The organism is Synechocystis sp. CACIAM 05, from assembly GCF_010222815.1.
Taxonomy (GTDB): domain Bacteria; phylum Cyanobacteriota; class Cyanobacteriia; order Cyanobacteriales; family Microcystaceae; genus Synechocystis.
The window spans coordinates 1,536,896-1,553,774 of record NZ_CP019225.1; the positions used below are offsets into that span (position 1 = coordinate 1,536,896).

The 16,879-nt window shown below is 49.1% G+C and carries 13 protein-coding genes and 1 pseudogene; 7 read left to right on the plus strand and 7 right to left on the minus strand.

The annotated features are described in order from the left end of the window. Positions 1-98 (plus strand): annotated as a pseudogene (locus tag BWK47_RS07365) (IS5/IS1182 family transposase); the annotation flags it as partial. 462 nt (positions 99-560) lie between these two features. Beyond that, complete coding sequence (gene ahcY / locus BWK47_RS07370; protein WP_010872704.1) at positions 561-1,838, plus strand: adenosylhomocysteinase; 1,278 nt, start codon at positions 561-563, stop codon at positions 1,836-1,838. Positions 1,839-2,024: 186 nt separating this feature from the next. Here ahcY and BWK47_RS07375 read toward each other — a convergent pair whose 3' ends face one another. Continuing rightward, entirely contained in the window at positions 2,025-4,307 is a 2,283-nt protein-coding gene (locus BWK47_RS07375) for a RelA/SpoT family protein (protein ID WP_010872703.1), read from the minus strand. A 370-nt stretch (positions 4,308-4,677) separates the two neighbouring features. Here BWK47_RS07375 and patD point away from each other — a divergent pair, with 370 nt between their 5' ends. Further along, on the plus strand, positions 4,678-5,061 hold the full coding sequence (patD, locus tag BWK47_RS07380) for a heterocyst frequency control protein PatD (protein WP_010872702.1): 384 nt from the start codon (positions 4,678-4,680) through the stop codon (positions 5,059-5,061). Positions 5,062-5,209: 148 nt separating this feature from the next. On the opposite strand, the gene BWK47_RS07385 is transcribed toward patD, so the two are convergent. Then, positions 5,210-5,407 carry a hypothetical protein gene (locus tag BWK47_RS07385; protein ID WP_010872701.1) on the minus strand — a complete coding sequence of 66 codons (198 nt, stop codon included), beginning with the start codon at positions 5,405-5,407 and terminating at the stop codon, positions 5,210-5,212. A gap of 278 nt (positions 5,408-5,685) precedes the next feature. Then, positions 5,686-6,876 (minus strand): hybrid sensor histidine kinase/response regulator, encoded by a 1,191-nt coding sequence (locus BWK47_RS07390; protein WP_237269934.1) that lies wholly within the window; start codon positions 6,874-6,876, stop codon positions 5,686-5,688. A gap of 177 nt (positions 6,877-7,053) precedes the next feature. On the opposite strand from BWK47_RS07390, the gene prmC reads away from it, so the two are divergent. Continuing rightward, positions 7,054-7,953 (plus strand): peptide chain release factor N(5)-glutamine methyltransferase, encoded by a 900-nt coding sequence (gene prmC, locus BWK47_RS07395; protein WP_162328155.1) that lies wholly within the window; start codon positions 7,054-7,056, stop codon positions 7,951-7,953. A gap of 30 nt (positions 7,954-7,983) precedes the next feature. Here the strand turns inward: prmC and BWK47_RS07400 are convergent, their stop codons facing one another. The 3 genes from BWK47_RS07400 to aroB form a co-directional block, all read right to left on the minus strand. Beyond that, entirely contained in the window at positions 7,984-9,453 is a 1,470-nt protein-coding gene (locus tag BWK47_RS07400) for a TldD/PmbA family protein (RefSeq protein ID WP_162328156.1), read from the minus strand. 42 nt (positions 9,454-9,495) lie between these two features. After that, entirely contained in the window at positions 9,496-12,681 is a 3,186-nt protein-coding gene (locus BWK47_RS07405) for an efflux RND transporter permease subunit (protein ID WP_162328157.1), read from the minus strand. 137 nt (positions 12,682-12,818) lie between these two features. Further along, positions 12,819-13,904 carry a 3-dehydroquinate synthase gene (gene aroB, locus BWK47_RS07410; RefSeq protein WP_162328158.1) on the minus strand — a complete coding sequence of 362 codons (1,086 nt, stop codon included), beginning with the start codon at positions 13,902-13,904 and terminating at the stop codon, positions 12,819-12,821. Between the two features lie 81 nt (positions 13,905-13,985). Between aroB and petL the strand changes: the two genes are divergently transcribed. From petL to BWK47_RS07425, 3 genes are all read left to right on the plus strand, one after another. After that, complete coding sequence (petL, locus tag BWK47_RS07415) at positions 13,986-14,084, plus strand: cytochrome b6-f complex subunit PetL (RefSeq protein ID WP_010872692.1); 99 nt, start codon at positions 13,986-13,988, stop codon at positions 14,082-14,084. 231 nt (positions 14,085-14,315) lie between these two features. Beyond that, the gene (gene hemB / locus BWK47_RS07420; protein WP_162328159.1) at positions 14,316-15,299 is read left to right on the plus strand and encodes a porphobilinogen synthase; all 984 of its coding nucleotides are present in this window, start codon (positions 14,316-14,318) and stop codon (positions 15,297-15,299) included. An 80-nt stretch (positions 15,300-15,379) separates the two neighbouring features. Then, the gene (locus BWK47_RS07425) at positions 15,380-15,586 is read left to right on the plus strand and encodes a glycosyltransferase (protein ID WP_237269936.1); all 207 of its coding nucleotides are present in this window, start codon (positions 15,380-15,382) and stop codon (positions 15,584-15,586) included. A 57-nt stretch (positions 15,587-15,643) separates the two neighbouring features. Here BWK47_RS07425 and BWK47_RS07430 read toward each other — a convergent pair whose 3' ends face one another. Beyond that, positions 15,644-16,867, minus strand: a complete 1,224-nt coding sequence (locus BWK47_RS07430; RefSeq protein ID WP_162328160.1) for a glycosyltransferase family 4 protein — start codon at positions 16,865-16,867, stop codon at positions 15,644-15,646. Positions 16,868-16,879: the final 12 nt, after the last annotated feature.

Sequence of the window (16,879 nt, forward strand, 5' to 3'; positions counted from 1 at the left end):
ATCGTCGTTTAAGCAAGGATTATGAATATTTACCTACCACCAGTGAGACAATGCTCTATGTTGCCATGGTTCATCTCATGCTTCAAAGGCTTGCTTAAAACTTTTCAAACACTTTCTTAGGTTAATTCGTCAGTTTTGACAGAATTTAAAAATTTGTTAAATCTGGTGCCAAAAGTATCCTTTTCCAAAAGTTCTAATAATTCAAGTTTTTCTTCAAGATTACATTGGGCAATAACACTTTTAAGCTCAGGAAATTCCAGTGATGACAATGAGTGCATTTCAACTTTTCTCCGAGAGGCGAATTATAACTCCCATTATCACATTTCCAAAATAGTGCCCCAAGGAGTTGCTTGAAAACTCCCCTGGCCCCAAGCCTAGGGGGATAGGTTTAAAGTTCTGCAGGGTTGCCAGAGCTTTGGTAGGAAAATTTAGGATCAGATTTAGAGCTTTGCCTACCTGCGCTAACCGTCTGTCAATGGACAAAGGAGCGAGCGCCATTCCAGACCGATAAAATGTTAAGTTATATCACATTCAAGCAAAGTTCTTAGGAATTACCCCGTATGGTAGCAACGCCCGTTAAACAGAAATACGATATTAAAGATATTAGCCTCGCTCCCCAAGGTCGTCAGCGCATCGAATGGGCGGCCCGGGAAATGCCCGTGTTAAAACAAATCCGGGAACGCTTTGCCCAGGAAAAACCCTTCGCCGGCATCCGCTTGGTGGCCTGCTGTCACGTTACCACCGAAACCGCTAACTTGGCGATCGCCTTGCATGCTGGTGGCGCTGATTCTTTGCTCATTGCCAGTAACCCCCTGTCCACCCAAGACGACGTGGCCGCCTGTTTGGTAGCCGACTACGGCATTCCCGTTTACGCCATCAAAGGGGAAGATAATGAAACCTATCACCGCCATGTGCAGATTGCGCTGGATCACCGCCCCAACATCATCATTGACGACGGTAGCGACGTGGTAGCCACCCTAGTACAGGAACGGCAACACCAACTCAGTGACATCATTGGCACCACCGAAGAAACCACCACTGGGATTGTGCGTCTGCGGGCCATGTTCAACGATGGGGTACTCACCTTCCCCGCCATGAACGTTAACGATGCGGACACCAAGCATTTTTATGACAACCGCTACGGCACCGGCCAATCCACCCTGGACGGTATCATCCGGGCCACTAATATTCTCCTGGCCGGTAAAACCATTGTGGTGGCTGGCTATGGCTGGTGTGGTAAAGGGGTCGCCATGCGGGCCAAAGGCATGGGGGCTGACGTAATTGTCACCGAAATTAGTCCCGTACCGGCGATTGAAGCCGCCATGGATGGTTTCCGGGTCATGCCCATGGCCGAAGCTGCCCACCAGGGAGACATCTTCATCACCGTCACCGGCAACAAACACGTTATTCGTCCTGAGCATTTTGCCGTTATGAAAGATGGGGCGATTGTTTGTAACTCCGGTCACTTCGACATTGAAATTGACCTCAAATCCCTCAAGGAACAAGCCAAGGAAGTTAAGGAAGTTCGGAACTTCACCGAGCAATACATTCTCCCCAATGGCAAGTCCATTATTGTGATTGGCGAAGGTCGTTTAGTTAACCTGGCCGCCGCCGAAGGTCATCCCAGTGCCGTAATGGATATGAGTTTTGCTAACCAAGCCCTGGCCTGTGAGCATTTGGTCAAAAATAAAGGTCAACTAGAACCTGGCATGCACTCCATTCCGGTGGAAGTGGACCAAGAAATTGCCCGCTTGAAACTCCAAGCCATGGGCATTGCCATTGACAGCTTGACCCCCGAACAGGTGGAATACATCAATTCCTGGGCTTCCGGTACCTAAAACCGTTTATGGATTCATTTTTTACCTAAAACCCCTTCAATCTCCCATATTTCGGGGGATTTTTTTTATTTTTAGGCAGGCCATAGACGCAATGCCCATAATTCCCCAGGCTAAGTTTCCAATCCCCCAATGTTAGGATTTGCGGATATCCTCTAGTGGGGGATGGCGATCGGCTGGGCCTCCAAACTAACCAGAAATTACCCGACGCAGGTCCATCACATCACTCATATTTTTAATTTTGGCCATGATGCCCAATAGCTGTTGATAGTCGTGAATATCAATTTTGAGACTAATAATGGCGGGTCGTCCCAAATGGGTTTTAACATCTGCGTTGCGGACGTTAATGTGGTTGTCGCTGAGGCGAGAAAGAATATCCTTCAGCACCCCTACCCGGTCAATGGCTTCAATGACAATGTCCACCGGATAGGTTTGGTGATTATTGGTGTTGGGATTCCAGCGCACCGGAATTAGGCGATCGCCGTCCATTTGTTCGAGGTTATGGCAACCCTGGCGATGGATAGAAATGCCCCGGGCTCCCCTGGTCACTACCCCCATAATGGGTTCCCCCGGTAACGGATGACAACAACCAGCAATGTGATACAGCAAACCCTCAATGCCGGCGATGGGCGAATTATCTTTGCCAGTGGCAGGGGGAGTAGGGGGATGGACTTGGGGGGAACTTGCTAGGGTAACTTCCTGACTAGACTGGCTATTTTTAACGTTGTTGACATTATTTTCCCGCAGACGATTGACCACAGAATTGGAGGTAATTTCGCCGTAGCCCAAACCAGCCAACAAATCTTCCACATTTTGGTAGTTACATCGCTCTGCCGTTTTTTGCATCGGTTCTGATTTCAGCAGGGCTTCCAAACCGGTTTTGCCCAATTCTTTCTCTAACAATTCTCGACCCCGGAGAATATTCTCATCCCGGCGGGAACGTTTAAACCATTGACGGATGCGATGGCGGGCACTGGGGGTAACAACAAAATTGAGCCAATCCAAACTAGGGTGGGAATTCTTTTGGGTGACAATTTCCACAATGTCCCCATTTTTCAGCCTGGTATCCACCCCCAACCATTGGCCATTCACCCGAGCCCCTTTCATGTGGTGGCCCACTTCCGTGTGGATGCGGTAAGCAAAGTCTACTGGTGTGGCCCCCCGGGCCAGGGAAATTACCTCGCCCTTGGGGGTGAAAACGTAAACGTCATCATCAAAGAGATTTTGTTTAAGGTTTTCCACATATTCCTGGGCATCCTTGAGGTCGCTCTGCCAGTCCAGCAGTTGCCGCAACCAAGTAAATTTTTCGTCGGTGGAGGTGAGGGTTGCATTTTCGGAGCCACCACTTTCCTTGTATTTCCAATGGGCGGCAATACCATACTCCGCCACATGGTGCATTTCTTCGGTGCGAATTTGGATTTCCAGGGGTCGGCTAGTTAGTCCTAAAACTGTGGTGTGGAGGGATTGGTAACGGTTGGGTTTGGGCAAACCGATGTAATCCTTAAAGCGCCCTGGAATGGGTTTAAAGACGTCGTGAACCACCGACAGAGCTCGGTAACATTCCCCCTTGCTTTCCACGATGATGCGTAGGGCGGCAATGTCATAAATTTCTTCAAAGGCCTTATCCTGGCTGGTCATTTTGTAATAAATGCCGTAGAGATGTTTGGGGCGCCCTTGGAGTTCAAAATGTTCAATGCCCTCATCCCGCAGGCGGAAGCGCAACATATCCTTGACAGTTTCCAGACGGGATTCTCGATCGCCTCTTTTTTCCACCACTAGGGACTGAATTTTGCGATAGGAATCGGGTTCTAGATATTTAAAGGAAAGATCTTCCAATTCCCACTTAAAGCGCCAAATGCCCAAACGGTTGGCTAAAGGCGCAAAAATGTCCTTGGTTTCCCTAGCAATGCGCCGTTGTTTTTCTGGACTTAACGCATCTAAGGTCCGCATATTGTGCAGGCGATCGGCTAGCTTGACCACAATCACCCGAATATCCTTGGCCATGGCCAAAAACATACGCCGGAAATTTTCTGCTTGATGCTCTGTTGTACTAGAAAAATTAAATTTAGAGAGTTTAGTTACCCCTTCCACCAAACTGGCCGTTTCTTCCCCAAACAAAGCTTCAATTTGTTCAATGCTAATGTCCGTATCTTCCACCACATCATGCAAAAAACCCGCCGCAATCATTGCCTCATCTCCCCCCAAATCTCGCAGTAGCCCCGCCACCGCCACCGGATGGGCAATGTAGGGTTCCCCGGATTTACGCCGCTGTTGGGCATGGAGATCGTAGGCAAAACAGAACGCCCGACAGATCAGACAATGGGGCGCCGTTGTTTCGTCCTGGCCCTGTTCTATCTCCCTCTGCCACTGCTGTAAACAATCCTCTAACCACTGGGGCAATTCAATATCGTGAATGTCTTGGGCACAGGTGGTGTGAATGGTGGGGGTGGGCAGAGCGGCGACGGCATTCATAGTTTTGGGGAGGGTGTTAGGGTAGTTTGCACTAACTAGTTATAAAACAGAAAAAACGACCAAAAAAGCCGATAATTGCCAATTAACAGGGGAAAAATAGTATCAGCTATTAGCTTGTCAGAATCCCGTATTTATCTTGTAGCAGACATTTCTGTATCGGTGCAGGTTTTTGGGATTAATGTTAATTAATGTTAATGGTTATTAATGATTTTTGCTCCTTTTACTAGGGACAGGTAAAAGCGATACTCTCCCCAGGAGATTTCCCAGGGAGTTGGACCACACAGGGTCGACAAGTTTGAGTTAATAATCAGCAAGCCTTAACATTATTTTAACCTTGATTCGCCCAACCCCCGTCAAATTCATCGGAGCAATGTCGTCTACGCTACCACTCGATTTACCCGATCGCCTTAGGGAATTTCAGCAATTGTTGGATCAATGTCAGTGCACCATGGCCGATCCTGGGGCTGAGGGGGCGACGGTGGCCAAACAGGTTGACGAACTGGGGGATTTCATTCAGCATCATTTCCTTAGCGTCACAATGGAAGACTGGCCTTGCCAAGGACCGCAACCATGGTCATCCATACAAACGGAATTGCAAAGAACCCTACGCCTGCTCTCGACGGAATTAATCTTCTGGCGATCGGCCCGCTCCCCTCAACGACAGCACCATTATCAACAGCGTCTATTGGGGCACTATCAGCAGTTAGCGGATTTCAGTAAGGCAATGCAACAGTGGGTTGACGGCGCTGATTAAGCTGTTGCTGATTTCTTTCTGCAAACTTCGCTTCTTTGAACTAAATATTTTCTGCTTTTACTTTTAGCGATGATTGACCAATGGGTCTTACTAATGCAAGCCTTAGCGGGCTATGGAGTAATGGGGATAAAAGACCAGCAACCTTAGTTTATTTCAGGGAAGACTGGGCATAGCTAACTAAACCAGCACCAATGTAGGAACTGTAATTGTCAATGGTGTTTTGGGTGGCAATGCGGTTAGGATTATTGAACAATTCACCCATACCCATGCTCAAGGTTAAAACGGTGACGGCGGCGATGGTGTAGTTGCGGATGGCGGTGGAGGTGTAGTTGGTGGAGGCAAACATGGTGAGGTGTTCCTTTGCTTTCAATAACTACAGCATAGGGAAATCTCCAGGGCATGTCAGTCCCAAAAAACCTGTAAAATCAAGGGTTTCAGCGTTTCCACTTCCCTTCTAAACATGGAAAAAAATAGAATTTCCTCCACCTTAGTCCACTCCTATCCATCCTTTGTCCCATCTTATTCAGCCACCATTGACAAAATTTTCCCCGTTCCCTAGAGCGTATTCACAAGCCTCTAGTGTTGGGGGATGTAGGGGCAGATTGGAGCTTGACCAGCATACTCTCAGGGGCTGAACCGATCGCCATTGTCGGTAATTTCCAGAATCGGTAAACGCACCGCAAAACAGGACCCTTCCCCTTCCTTGCTTTCCACCGTCACTTCCCCCCCATGGATGTTGGCACAACGCTGTACGATCGCCAGTCCCAGGCCGGTACCCGTTACCCCCTCCACATTATCGGCCCGGAAAAAGGGATTAAATAATTCCGCCATGGCCTGGGGAGGAATGCCGATGCCCTGGTCCGTGACCCGAAAAATCATGGTTTTATCTTCGGCGATTACATCAAACAAAATGGGGGTGGGGGCAGGGGAATATTTGATCGCATTGCTGAGGAGATTACAGATAATATGGCGCAATAAATGGGCATCCCAAACTCCCTGTTGTAGATTACCTTGGGTGTGGAAATGAATCGGCCTTGGTTGGCGCTGGGCATTGTTCACCAAACGCATTAAATCCTGGCAAAAGTAGAGTAAATCCAGGGATTCAAATTGACAACTGAGCTGGCCATTTTCCGTTTTTCCCAGTAGCAATACCTCCGACAATAATTCATCCAGATCCTTAATAGCAGTGCGGATCATGTTGAAATAATTATGTTGTTGCCCTTTACTCAGACGATCGCCACTTTCTTCCAACAAGCCCGCCGACAAAAGAATGGTATTGAGGGGATTGCGGAAATCATGGGAAAGCATGGAAACAAACTCTGACTTGAGCTTATTGGCTGCCTTCGCCTCGGACAATTCCCTTTCCTGGCGTTTAATGCTGGCACTCAGGGTCTGGTTTTCCGCCGCCAATTCCCGCGCTAGACAATGGCGTTGAATGGCATAATGGAGCGAACGTAGGAGAATATCCAAGCTCACGTCCCGCTTGACCAGATAGTCCTGGGCCCCTTGACGGACCGCTTCTAAGGCCAATTCTTCGTCTTGGTAGTGGGTGAGGACAATGATGGGTAAATTTTGGGGATGGCTTTGCAGTTTCGGCAAAGAATTTAGACCTTGGCTGTCCGGTAGGGTTAAGTCCAACAAAATAATGTCAAACTTTTCCCCCTGTTCCAAAACCGTTAAAGCATCCCCCAACCTTTGCACATGGTTGAATGCAAAATTTTCCTTGGGGGAACCTTTGAGAATTTCCTGCAGGAGGCGAGCTTCAGCCAGGTTGTCTTCAATGAGGAGAATGTGGAGGCGGGGACTAGCAGACATGGCGCAGGACCGGGGGAGGAATAACCGTTTGCTTGGCGTTCCAGGGGACACTCCACTGTATTCTACTTCCACCTTTCGGAGAGCGAAAAGAATTAATTAATCCCCATCCGCAGTAAAAGGCTCAAAGTTTGCCCACGCCATGTATGCCACCATCGACCGTAAACCCCGGTAAACACAATGACTAAGGGCTTTATCTCCGGTGAAGAATTTGCTCTTTGGTATGCCACAGCCCGACAAATGGCGATCGCCCATGGCATTGAGCCGGGGGAGTTGAACTGGCTATTGCAGGGATGGACGGATTTAGACCGGTTAACCCTACGGTTGCAGGATTTTGCCCATCGAGAGATTGCTTTGCAAGAAACTTGGGAAAATATTCAACGGGGCTGGCGCAGAAGAGTCGAGGAAAAATATCCAGTGCAATACCTGTTGGGGCAAACCCAGTGGCGTCATTTTGTTATTAAAGTAACTGATGATGTACTAATTCCCCGGCCGGAAACGGAGTTAATAATCGACATAGTCCAACATGAGCATTCTGCTTTTCCTCCGTCTAACTGTGCTGACCATTGGGTGGATTTGGGTACGGGGAGTGGAGCCATTGCCCTAGGTTTAGCCGCCACGTTTCCCCAGGCCCTAGTCCATGCCGTGGATTGCAGCGGCTCTGCTTTGGCGATCGCCAGGGAAAATGCCCAGTTGAATCAGTTTGGCGATCGGATTCAATTTCATCAAGGTCATTGGTGGGAACCCCTGGGGCATTTACGGGGCCAGGTCCAGGGTATGGTGTCTAATCCGCCTTACATTCCCCAACGGGAATTGGCCCAGTTACAACCGGAAGTGATTAAGCATGAACCTTTATTAGCCCTAGATGGCGGCCCCGATGGTCTGCAAGCAGTGGAGCAACTCATTCGGCGATCGCCAATTTATTTAAAGCCCGGAGGTTTTTGGTTGGTGGAAATCATGGCCGGCCAGGCCCCCATGGTTGCTGAACTTTTGAGAGCCAGTGGAGCTTACCAAGATATCCAAATTCATCACGACCTAGCGGGTATTGAACGGTTTGTTTCCGCCCGCACTTTGGGTTGAATTAGGGAGATTTTGTAGTCCCCAGAAAAACTAACGTCCCCCCACCGTAATACTGTCAACCTTAATATGGGGCTGACCCACGGTGACATAAACACTGCCGCTGACGGAACCACAGAATCCCGCCGCTAAACCTAAATCCTGGGAAGACATGGAAATTTTATTCATAATCTCCGTGGCCGTGCCAATTAACGTTGCGCCCTTGAGGGGTTTAGTCAACTTGCCGTTTTCCACCAGGTAAGCTTCAGAAACCGCAAAGTTAAATTCCCCTGTGGCTCCCACGCTACCGCCCCCCATTTGCTTGCAGTAAATGCCCTTTTCGACGGAATTAAAAATGTCATCCACCGAATAGTTACCGGGGGCAATGTAGGTGTTACGCATGCGGGAAGCGGCCGCATAGGCATAGCTTTGGCGGCGACCACTGCCGGTGCGGGGATGGCCAGTGCGAATAGAACCGGTGCGATCGGCAATGAAGTTTTTCAAAATGCCATTTTCGATCAGCAAAGTGCGCTGGGTGGGCATGCCTTCATCGTCCATATCAATGGTGCCAAAGGCGTTATCTGTCAGCCCTTCATCCCAAGCAGTGAGGTTTTCATGGGCAATTTTTTCCCCTTTTTTATCGAGGAAAGGAGTAGTTTTATGTTCAATTTGGGTGGTTTCCAACAAATGACCACAGGCCTCGTGGAAAATAACCCCTCCGAATTGGTTGGCCATAATGATGGGATAATTGCCCGATTCCACGTAGTCGGCGTAGAGCATTTTCCCGGCGGATTCCGCCACTTCCTGGGCCGCAGTTTCCGCATCCCAAGTGCGTAGATAATCGGGATTACCAGTATCCCCAGAACGCTTACCAATGGAAGTGCGGTGTTCGCCATCGGCACAGAAAAGGGAAAATCCTACCGATTGGGTTAGGCGGATGTCACGGGCAAAGGTACCGTCACTAGCGGCTACCAGAACCTCCTGCCAATCGCGAAAATAGGCAGCCCGTCGGGACTGGGCATGGCTGGCGTAGCGGTCTAATTTTTGGTTGGCCCCCAGCAAAATATCGCTCATTTCCTGCATGGGGCTACAACGGTGTAACCATTGGTCCTTTTCCTTGGCTCCGGCATAGTCCCGCAACATTTCCAAGTTCAGTTCAGGTACAAAGGATTGGCCCGCCGGTAAGGTTAAGCCCAAAATTGACAAACCCTTTTCCAGCGCAGTGCGGAGGCCATTGAAAGAAATATCGTTGGTGCTAACGTAGCAGTCGCCTTTGCCTTTATAAACCCTGACACCGCAACCACTGGAGAGTCGGGGGGTGAGGCTGGTAATGGCATCGTCTTCCGCTAGGCAACTGACGTAATTGACCTTTTCGAGGAAAAATTCGACAAAGTCGGCCCCGGCGGCCCTGCCCAAACCCAGCAATGTGGATAGGGATTCCCGCCATCTACCATCGAGGCGATCGCCAGGGGTGGTGTAGTTGAGACTGGGTAAATCCTGGGAGAGGAGCAGGGTAGGGGCCATGGAGTTAGGGGTTAATTTTTACAACACGTATGTCTAAACATTCTAGCTATTCCTTTGGGACGCTGGGGCTGGGGCGTGGGATTCGATTTCGGGGCTAGGCTCCGGGTTGGTGGATTTCGGAGCCAAAAGCCTTCCACTGATAGTTTTGACCACAATGTATAAAACCGGGACGACAAACAAGCTCAGGAAAGTGGCCACCAACATCCCGCCAAATACCGCTGTACCCAATGCTTGCCGACTACCGGCCCCCGCACCAGTGGCGATCGCCAGGGGAAAAATGCCGAACAGGGTGGAAAGGGCGGTCATTAAAATGGGTCGGAGACGATCCTTCGATGCTTCCAAGGCGGCTTTAGCAATGGGATAACCCTCTGCCCGTAACTGGTTAGCAAACTCCACAATTAGAATGGCGTTTTTGCTGGAAAGACCAATCAACATCACCAAACCAATTTGGCAGTACACGTCATTGGGGAAACCCCGTAAACTTTGGGCCGTTAAAGCTCCCAAAATAGCCAGGGGGACGCTGAGCAGAATAATCACCGGGTCAATGTAGTTTTCATACTGAGCCGCCAGTACCAAAAATACAAACAGCAAACCTAAGCCAAAAATTAGGGGAGCCTGGCCCTGGGAACCCATTTCCTCCAAAGAAATACCCGACCATTGGAAATCAAACCCCGGTGGCATGACCTGTCGGGCGATCGCCGCCATGGCATTCATGGCTTGCCCCGTACTCACTCCAAAGTTAGCTGACCCCGTAATGGCGATCGAGCGGAAGAGATTGTAATGGGTAATAATTGGTGCCCCCACCCCCTGGGTCACAGTGACCAAATTAGCCATGGGAATCATGGTGCCGGACTCACTGCGAACATAAAGGCTATTAATATCCTCCGGACTACTGCGGAACTGCTCATCGGCCTGGAGGTAAACCCGATAGGTGCGGCCCTGCAGAACAAAGTCGTTCACATAGCTCGAACCCAACGCCGTTTCCATGGTTTGGAAAATTTGGTCCACCGGCACCCCCAAGCTTTTAGCCTTGTTGCGATTGACATTGACAATTAACTGGGGATTATTAGCTTGGAAAGTACTAAATACCCTGGTTAAAGCCGGATTTTGGTTGGCCGCCCCCAGGATTTCCCCCATCGTGCCCACCATGGTGTCCAGTTCACTATTCACCCGTAAATCCTGTAACTGGAAATCAAACCCACCAAATTGCCCCAAACCCCTGATAGGCGGAGGGTTAATGGGAATGATATTGGCTTCGGGAATTTGGGAAAATTTACCAAACATCTGACCGATGATGGCCTGGACCGATTGATTAGGAGCGGTTCGTTCCCCCCAAGGTTTGAGCCGGGTAAAAATAATCCCTTGGTTGGGGCTATTACCACTAAAACTAAATCCCCCCACTGCAAAGGTCGCCGTCACTTCTGGCACCGCTAGCAATTCCTTTTCCACCTGGGCCATTACCCTACTGGTGTATTGCAGGGAAACCCCCTGGGGAGCTTGGATAATGGTGATGAAATAACCCTGGTCTTCCTCCGGTAAAAAGGCAGTGGGCACAGTGACGTACAACCAAGCGGTGGCCCCAAGTAACAGAACAAATACGCCAATTACCCATGCCCGCAGATTTACTAATTTGCCCAACACATTGCCATAACCGTTTTTGATAATGTCTAGTACCCGGTTAAACCAGTTGAAAAATCCGGCAATAAAGGCTGGTGGTTCTTGGCCTTCCCGCAGTAACAAGGCGCAGAGGGAAGGGGTCAGCGTCAAGGCCAGGAAAGTAGATAGAAGAATGGAAAAAGCAATGGTGAGGGCAAATTGTTGATATAAAGCCCCCGTAGTGCCGGGAAAAAAGGCCACCGGAATAAACACCGCCATCAATACCAAAGAAGTGGCAATGACCGCCCCCGTCAGTTCCCCCATGGCCTCCTGGGCTGCCTCCTGGGGGTCTTCGTGCTTAACTTTGATAAAACGGCTAATTTGCTCCACCACAATGATGGCATCGTCCACCACCAACCCCGTTGCCAGGGTTAAGCCGAACAGGGTCAAACTGTTAATAGAAAAGTTGAAGACTTTGACAAAGGCAAAAGTACCAATTAAAGCCAGGGGAATGGTTAAAGCGGGAATTAGGGCCGATCGCCAGTCTTGCAGAAAGACCAAAATTACCAGGATTACCAGAACGACGGCAATGAGCAGGGTTTCCACCACCTCCGAGAGGGACTCCTGCACAAATTCCGTGGTATCAAAGGCAACGCTGTATTCAATACCTTCGGGAAAGTTTTGAGCCAAACGGGCCATTTCGTCTTTCACCAAACGGGCTACTTCCAACGCATTACTATCCAGCAATTGGTAAATACCTAGCCCCACCGCTTCGTCGCCCCGAAAGCGTAAAAAACTATTGTAGTTTTGGGCCCCCAATTCCACCCGACCGATATCTTTGAATCTAACTACAGAGCCGCTGGCCCCGGATTTAACAATTAAGTCCTCAAAATCTTTTACTTCTACTAATTGACTACTGGCGAGCAAGTCCAATTGATATTCTTGACCTGGGGGTGCTGGTTCTGCTCCAATTTGCCCTGCCCCCACCTGTAAATTCTGTTCCTGCAAAGCTCGACTCAGGTCCGCCATGGTCAACTGCTGGGCCGCTAATTTCATTGGATCCACCCAGAGGCGCATGGCATAGAGCCTTTCCCCAAAAATCCGCACATCCCCCACTCCTTCCAGCCGACGGATGGGATCCACCAGATAGCGATCGGCGTAGTTGCTCAAGAAAACGTTGTCGTACTCGCCATTGGGGCTAGTAATGCCGATGCCCAACAGTAGGGCGTTGGATTCTTTATTAACCCTGATCCCCGTTCTTCTCACTGCTTCCGGCAGTTGCGGTTCTGCCAGAGCCACGCGGTTTTGCACATCGACGGCGGCAATGTCCTTATTCTGGCTCCGGTCAAAGGTGACGGTGATGCTACTGGTGCCATCGTTACTGCTGGTGGAGGAAATGTACCTCATCCCCTGCACCCCGTTGATCTGCCGCTCCAAAATGTCGGTGACGGCCCTTTCCACCACTTCCGCATTGGCCCCGCTGTAGTTGGAACTAACCTGAATGGTGGTTGGGGCTACTTCCGGAAATTGGGCGATCGGTAAGCTAAAAATGCTAATCGTCCCCACCAGCAAAATGATGATGGCGCAAACGCTGGAGAAAACAGGGCGCTTAATGAAAAAATCAACGAACATGGCGGGGAAAAAGGCGATTGGTTGGCACAGACTGGCTCAATCTCCAGCCGACTCTGCCACATTGTTACATATCTTTAACAATTGCCTAACCCCACCTTGGGCTGATCTTCAGTCCCCCAGGATTACAGTTTGAGTTATTAGCCTAGGGTTGCCTTAATAACTTCGTCGGTGACAGCATCACTGATAGTTACTTGCCCGATCGCCGTGGGGAGAATGAAACGAACCTTGCCCGCTTTGACTTTTTTGTCGTGCAATAGGCTTTTCAGCAGATCATCTACTGCCAGGGTTGGGGGCATCTCCGTGGGTAATTTAGTTTTAAGCAATAATTGCCGTTGGCGATCGCCGAGGGATTGGTCACAAAGTCCTAGGTAATGGGCAATTTTGGCCGCCGCTTCCATGCCAATGGCCACTGCTTCCCCGTGGTTAATCACTCCATAGCCCGTTAGACTTTCCACCCCATGGCCGACAGTATGACCGTAGTTGAGGATGGCCCGTAATCCCCCTTCCTTTTCGTCTTGGCTGACCACATCCACTTTAGCTTGGCAGGAACGTTGGATGATTTTGGTTAATAATTCGTCCGGCAGGCGATCGATGCTAGACAAATCTTCCGCTTCTTCTAGGGCTGTGAATAATTCTGAATCCCAAATCACTCCGTATTTAATTACCTCCGCCATCCCTGCCCGAAATTCCCGTTCCGGTAGGGTTTTTAACACAACGGGGTCAATGTACACCAAGCGCGGCTGGTAAAAAGCACCAATTAAATTTTTGCCCTGGGGATGGTTCACCCCCGTTTTGCCGCCAATGGAAGCATCCACCATGGCTAGCAAGGAAGTGGGCACCTGAACAAAATTAATGCCCCGGAGCCAAGTGGCCGCCCCAAACCCCGTCATATCACCGATGACACCTCCCCCCAGGGCCAGCAGGGTGGAATTCCGTTCCAAATTGGCCTGGAAAGCGACATCGTAAAGCTCGTTAATGGAAGCCAAGGTTTTGTAGGTTTCCCCAGCGGGAATCAAATGTTGAAAAACCTCATAGCCAGCCCTTTGTAAGGCTTGGATAACCACTTCGCCGTAGTAGTCGTAAATTTCCGGATTGGACACCACCATAATTTTTTTGCCCAAACCAAGGGGAGCTAAATGGTCGGCAATTGCCGCTAATCCTCCCGGCACGATCTGCACTTGATAGGGGGACTGGGGCAGGGGAACGGGGATAGTGGTGGCCATAAGTTGCTGGTTCAATCGGTGGCGCTGGATCGTACAATAGCAAACAATTACAACGTTTTTATCAAAGCGAGGAACAAAATTATGGCCGCTGGTGTAGGCATTTTTATTGGTTATATTGCTGTTTTTACCGGGGTCACCCTTGGTCTGCTCTACGGTCTGCGGTTTGTCAAGCTGATCTAACCCATCTTCAAGGTTAACTGAGAACTGGTCTGGGTTGGGTTGCCAGGCTTTTCCCCAGGGCTGACCGAATTCTGCTTTAAACCATTGCCGGAATTTGGCACCTTAACCAGTTCTTGGGGGCAAAAACTAGTCAATTAGCAACGTTAATCAAGCACGAACTAATCCCTAGAGCTATATTTTTACTTTAAAAAATTTTAAAAAATCCATTAAGCAAAACATTTAAGCACCATTATGTTTCCCACCATCCGTCCCCGTCGCCTGCGCCAAACTGATGTTCTCCGCCGCATGGTCAGGGAAAATACCCTCACCGTCAATGATTTGATCTATCCCTTGTTTGCCGTTCCTGGTAATGCCATTGCCAAGGAAGTAGTTTCCATGCCTGGAGTGTACCAACTGTCGGTGGATAAAATTGTTGACGAAGCTAAAGAAGTACGGGATTTAGGCATTCCGGCCATTATTCTGTTTGGTATTCCCGAAGATAAGGATACCGATGCCACGGGAGCTTGGCATGATTGCGGCATTGTCCAAAAGGCGACGGAAGCGGTGAAAAAGGCGGTGCCAGATTTGGTGGTAATTGTCGATACCTGTTTGTGTGAATATACCAACCATGGCCACTGTGGCTATCTGGAAACCGGGGATTTGACCGGCCGGGTATTGAACGACCCCACCTTGGAATTGTTGAAGAAAACCGCTGTTTCCCAAGCCAATGCCGGGGCAGATATCATTGCTCCCTCTGGGATGATGGATGGTTTTGTCCAGGCTATCCGGGAAGCCTTGGATGACCATGATTTCCAAAATATTCCCATCCTTTCCTACGCGGCTAAGTATGCTTCGGCCTATTACGGCCCCTTCCGGGATGCGGCGGATTCCTCCCCCCAATTCGGCGATCGCCGGACGTACCAAATGGATCCAGGCAATAGTCGGGAAGCCTTGAAAGAGGTGGAATTGGATTTGCTAGAGGGGGCGGATATGGTGATGGTCAAACCGGCTTTGTCCTATATGGATATTATTTGGCGCATTAAGGAAATGACCAATTTACCAGTGGCGGCCTATAACGTGTCTGGGGAATATTCCATGGTGAAAGCGGCGGCCCTCAACGGTTGGATTGACGAACAAAAAGTTACCCTGGAAACCCTCACCAGTTTTAAACGGGCCGGGGCAGATTTGATTTTGACCTACCACGCTAAGGATGCGGCCCGCTGGCTACAGGGCTAGGGCCATAATCTCGGCAATGGATTAATCCCAATTTCAGAGGGCTTGGCTATGGATGGGGCGGACGAGGAAAAAGGAAAGCGATGCTTGAAGCACCTTTGTTAAGTATTTGTATTCCTGCCTATAACCGCCCTAACTGGCTCCAGCGGGGTTTGGAGTGGATCACCGTGGGTGAAGGCACTGACATAGAAATAGTAATTACCGATGATTCCGACACTGATCAGGGCCAGGTGATTGCCACTTGGTTCATGGTGGATATCAAAATTTGGGACAATATACCCAGACCATAATGGATTTGTGTTTGGAAAAATATTCTAGAGCGGGACAGAAATAGTCAGAAGAAAACGTTAAGCCTTCCCTTGTAAAAGTCGCTCATAGATATCCATAGTTTGTTGATAATTTACCTCGGGGGTATAGTTTCGTTGGTATGTCAGACGAGAATTCTCGCCCATTTCTGCAATCTCTAGGGGGTGTGTGCCAGCCCATTCTAAGCGTTCGACCCAGGCATCAATATTGCTGTGGGGCACCAGAAAACCCGTTGTTTGATCTTTAACCAGTTCAGCGAGGGCACCTAAGTCAGAGACAATCGCAGCCCGGCCACAAGCAAAGGCTTCAATGACAACTCGCCCAAACGTTTCGTACCATTGCGAAGGAACGAGAACGGTGGTAGCAGCTTGAATAGCAGTAACTACCTGTTCTTTGGTTTGATGACCCAGAAAAATTACGTTTGTTAAGTTGCGCTCATGGGTAAATGTCACCAGTTCTGCTTTTTGGAGGCCATCACCAACAATATTAAGCTGCCATTCGGGTTGATTCAGTTTTTCCCAAGCTTTCAATAAAGTCATCACACCTTTTTCCAATGAAAGGCGACCGATGAATAGAAATGTTGGTCTTTGGGGCAATGCTGGAATTGTTTGATTGGGTAGGGGATCGGCAGTAACGTTTGGTTTGACATAAAGGCGATCGCCTGGAATTCCTATCTCGACGAGTTTATTAGCAGCGAAGTTACTAGGGGTAATAAACGCATCGACATCCTTTTGCCATGTTTTGCGCCAACGATTGACTGTGATCATATTCCAAACCGCCAAAGAGCCAGGTAAGGATCCTCGGTAGCAGCGATAGACAACGCCACGCCATGGATTTTTGCCAATGCAGGCTTCACAAATAGTCTCATTATGATAAAGATAGCCATTAAGACAGCCGAGACGGAAATTACGCAAGTGCTGAACCGTGGGAATATTTAGGGATCTGGCTGCTTTATGGACGGAAGGGGAAAAGAGGGGGAAAAAGTTTTGAACGTGGAGAATATCAGGTCTAATGGTTTTTAATTTTAATTTTAGATTTTTGGTCTGTTGAGAATTCCAGGCAGTGGTGAAAAAGAGTTGATATTTATCAAGAAACCTAAATCCTTTAATGCGATTGTTATGTTCTTCTAAATAGTTTACTTGATGTCCAAATTGTTTAAGGATAGCTATTTCTGCTTGCGTAGACGCATCTTCTCCACCAGCATACTGGTATCGGTTATGCAGCATTACAACATGCATGGCTTGCTGAGCTTGATGAAATGTCATTAGTTACAAGCG

Excerpts from the sequence above, each read along its gene's own strand:
- ahcY (WP_010872704.1), top strand. The coding sequence starts at position 561 with ATGGTAGCAACGCCCGTTAAACAGAAATACGATATTAAAGATATTAGC.
- BWK47_RS07375 (WP_010872703.1), bottom strand. The coding sequence starts at position 4,307 with ATGAATGCCGTCGCCGCTCTGCCCACCCCCACCATTCACACCACCTGT.
- patD (WP_010872702.1), top strand. The coding sequence starts at position 4,678 with ATGTCGTCTACGCTACCACTCGATTTACCCGATCGCCTTAGGGAATTT.
- BWK47_RS07385 (WP_010872701.1), bottom strand. The coding sequence starts at position 5,407 with ATGTTTGCCTCCACCAACTACACCTCCACCGCCATCCGCAACTACACC.
- BWK47_RS07390 (WP_237269934.1), bottom strand. The coding sequence starts at position 6,876 with ATGTCTGCTAGTCCCCGCCTCCACATTCTCCTCATTGAAGACAACCTG.
- prmC (WP_162328155.1), top strand. The coding sequence starts at position 7,054 with ATGACTAAGGGCTTTATCTCCGGTGAAGAATTTGCTCTTTGGTATGCC.
- BWK47_RS07400 (WP_162328156.1), bottom strand. The coding sequence starts at position 9,453 with ATGGCCCCTACCCTGCTCCTCTCCCAGGATTTACCCAGTCTCAACTAC.
- BWK47_RS07405 (WP_162328157.1), bottom strand. The coding sequence starts at position 12,681 with ATGTTCGTTGATTTTTTCATTAAGCGCCCTGTTTTCTCCAGCGTTTGC.
- aroB (WP_162328158.1), bottom strand. The coding sequence starts at position 13,904 with ATGGCCACCACTATCCCCGTTCCCCTGCCCCAGTCCCCCTATCAAGTG.
- petL (WP_010872692.1), top strand. The coding sequence starts at position 13,986 with ATGGCCGCTGGTGTAGGCATTTTTATTGGTTATATTGCTGTTTTTACC.
- hemB (WP_162328159.1), top strand. The coding sequence starts at position 14,316 with ATGTTTCCCACCATCCGTCCCCGTCGCCTGCGCCAAACTGATGTTCTC.
- BWK47_RS07425 (WP_237269936.1), top strand. The coding sequence starts at position 15,380 with ATGCTTGAAGCACCTTTGTTAAGTATTTGTATTCCTGCCTATAACCGC.
- BWK47_RS07430 (WP_162328160.1), bottom strand. The coding sequence starts at position 16,867 with ATGACATTTCATCAAGCTCAGCAAGCCATGCATGTTGTAATGCTGCAT.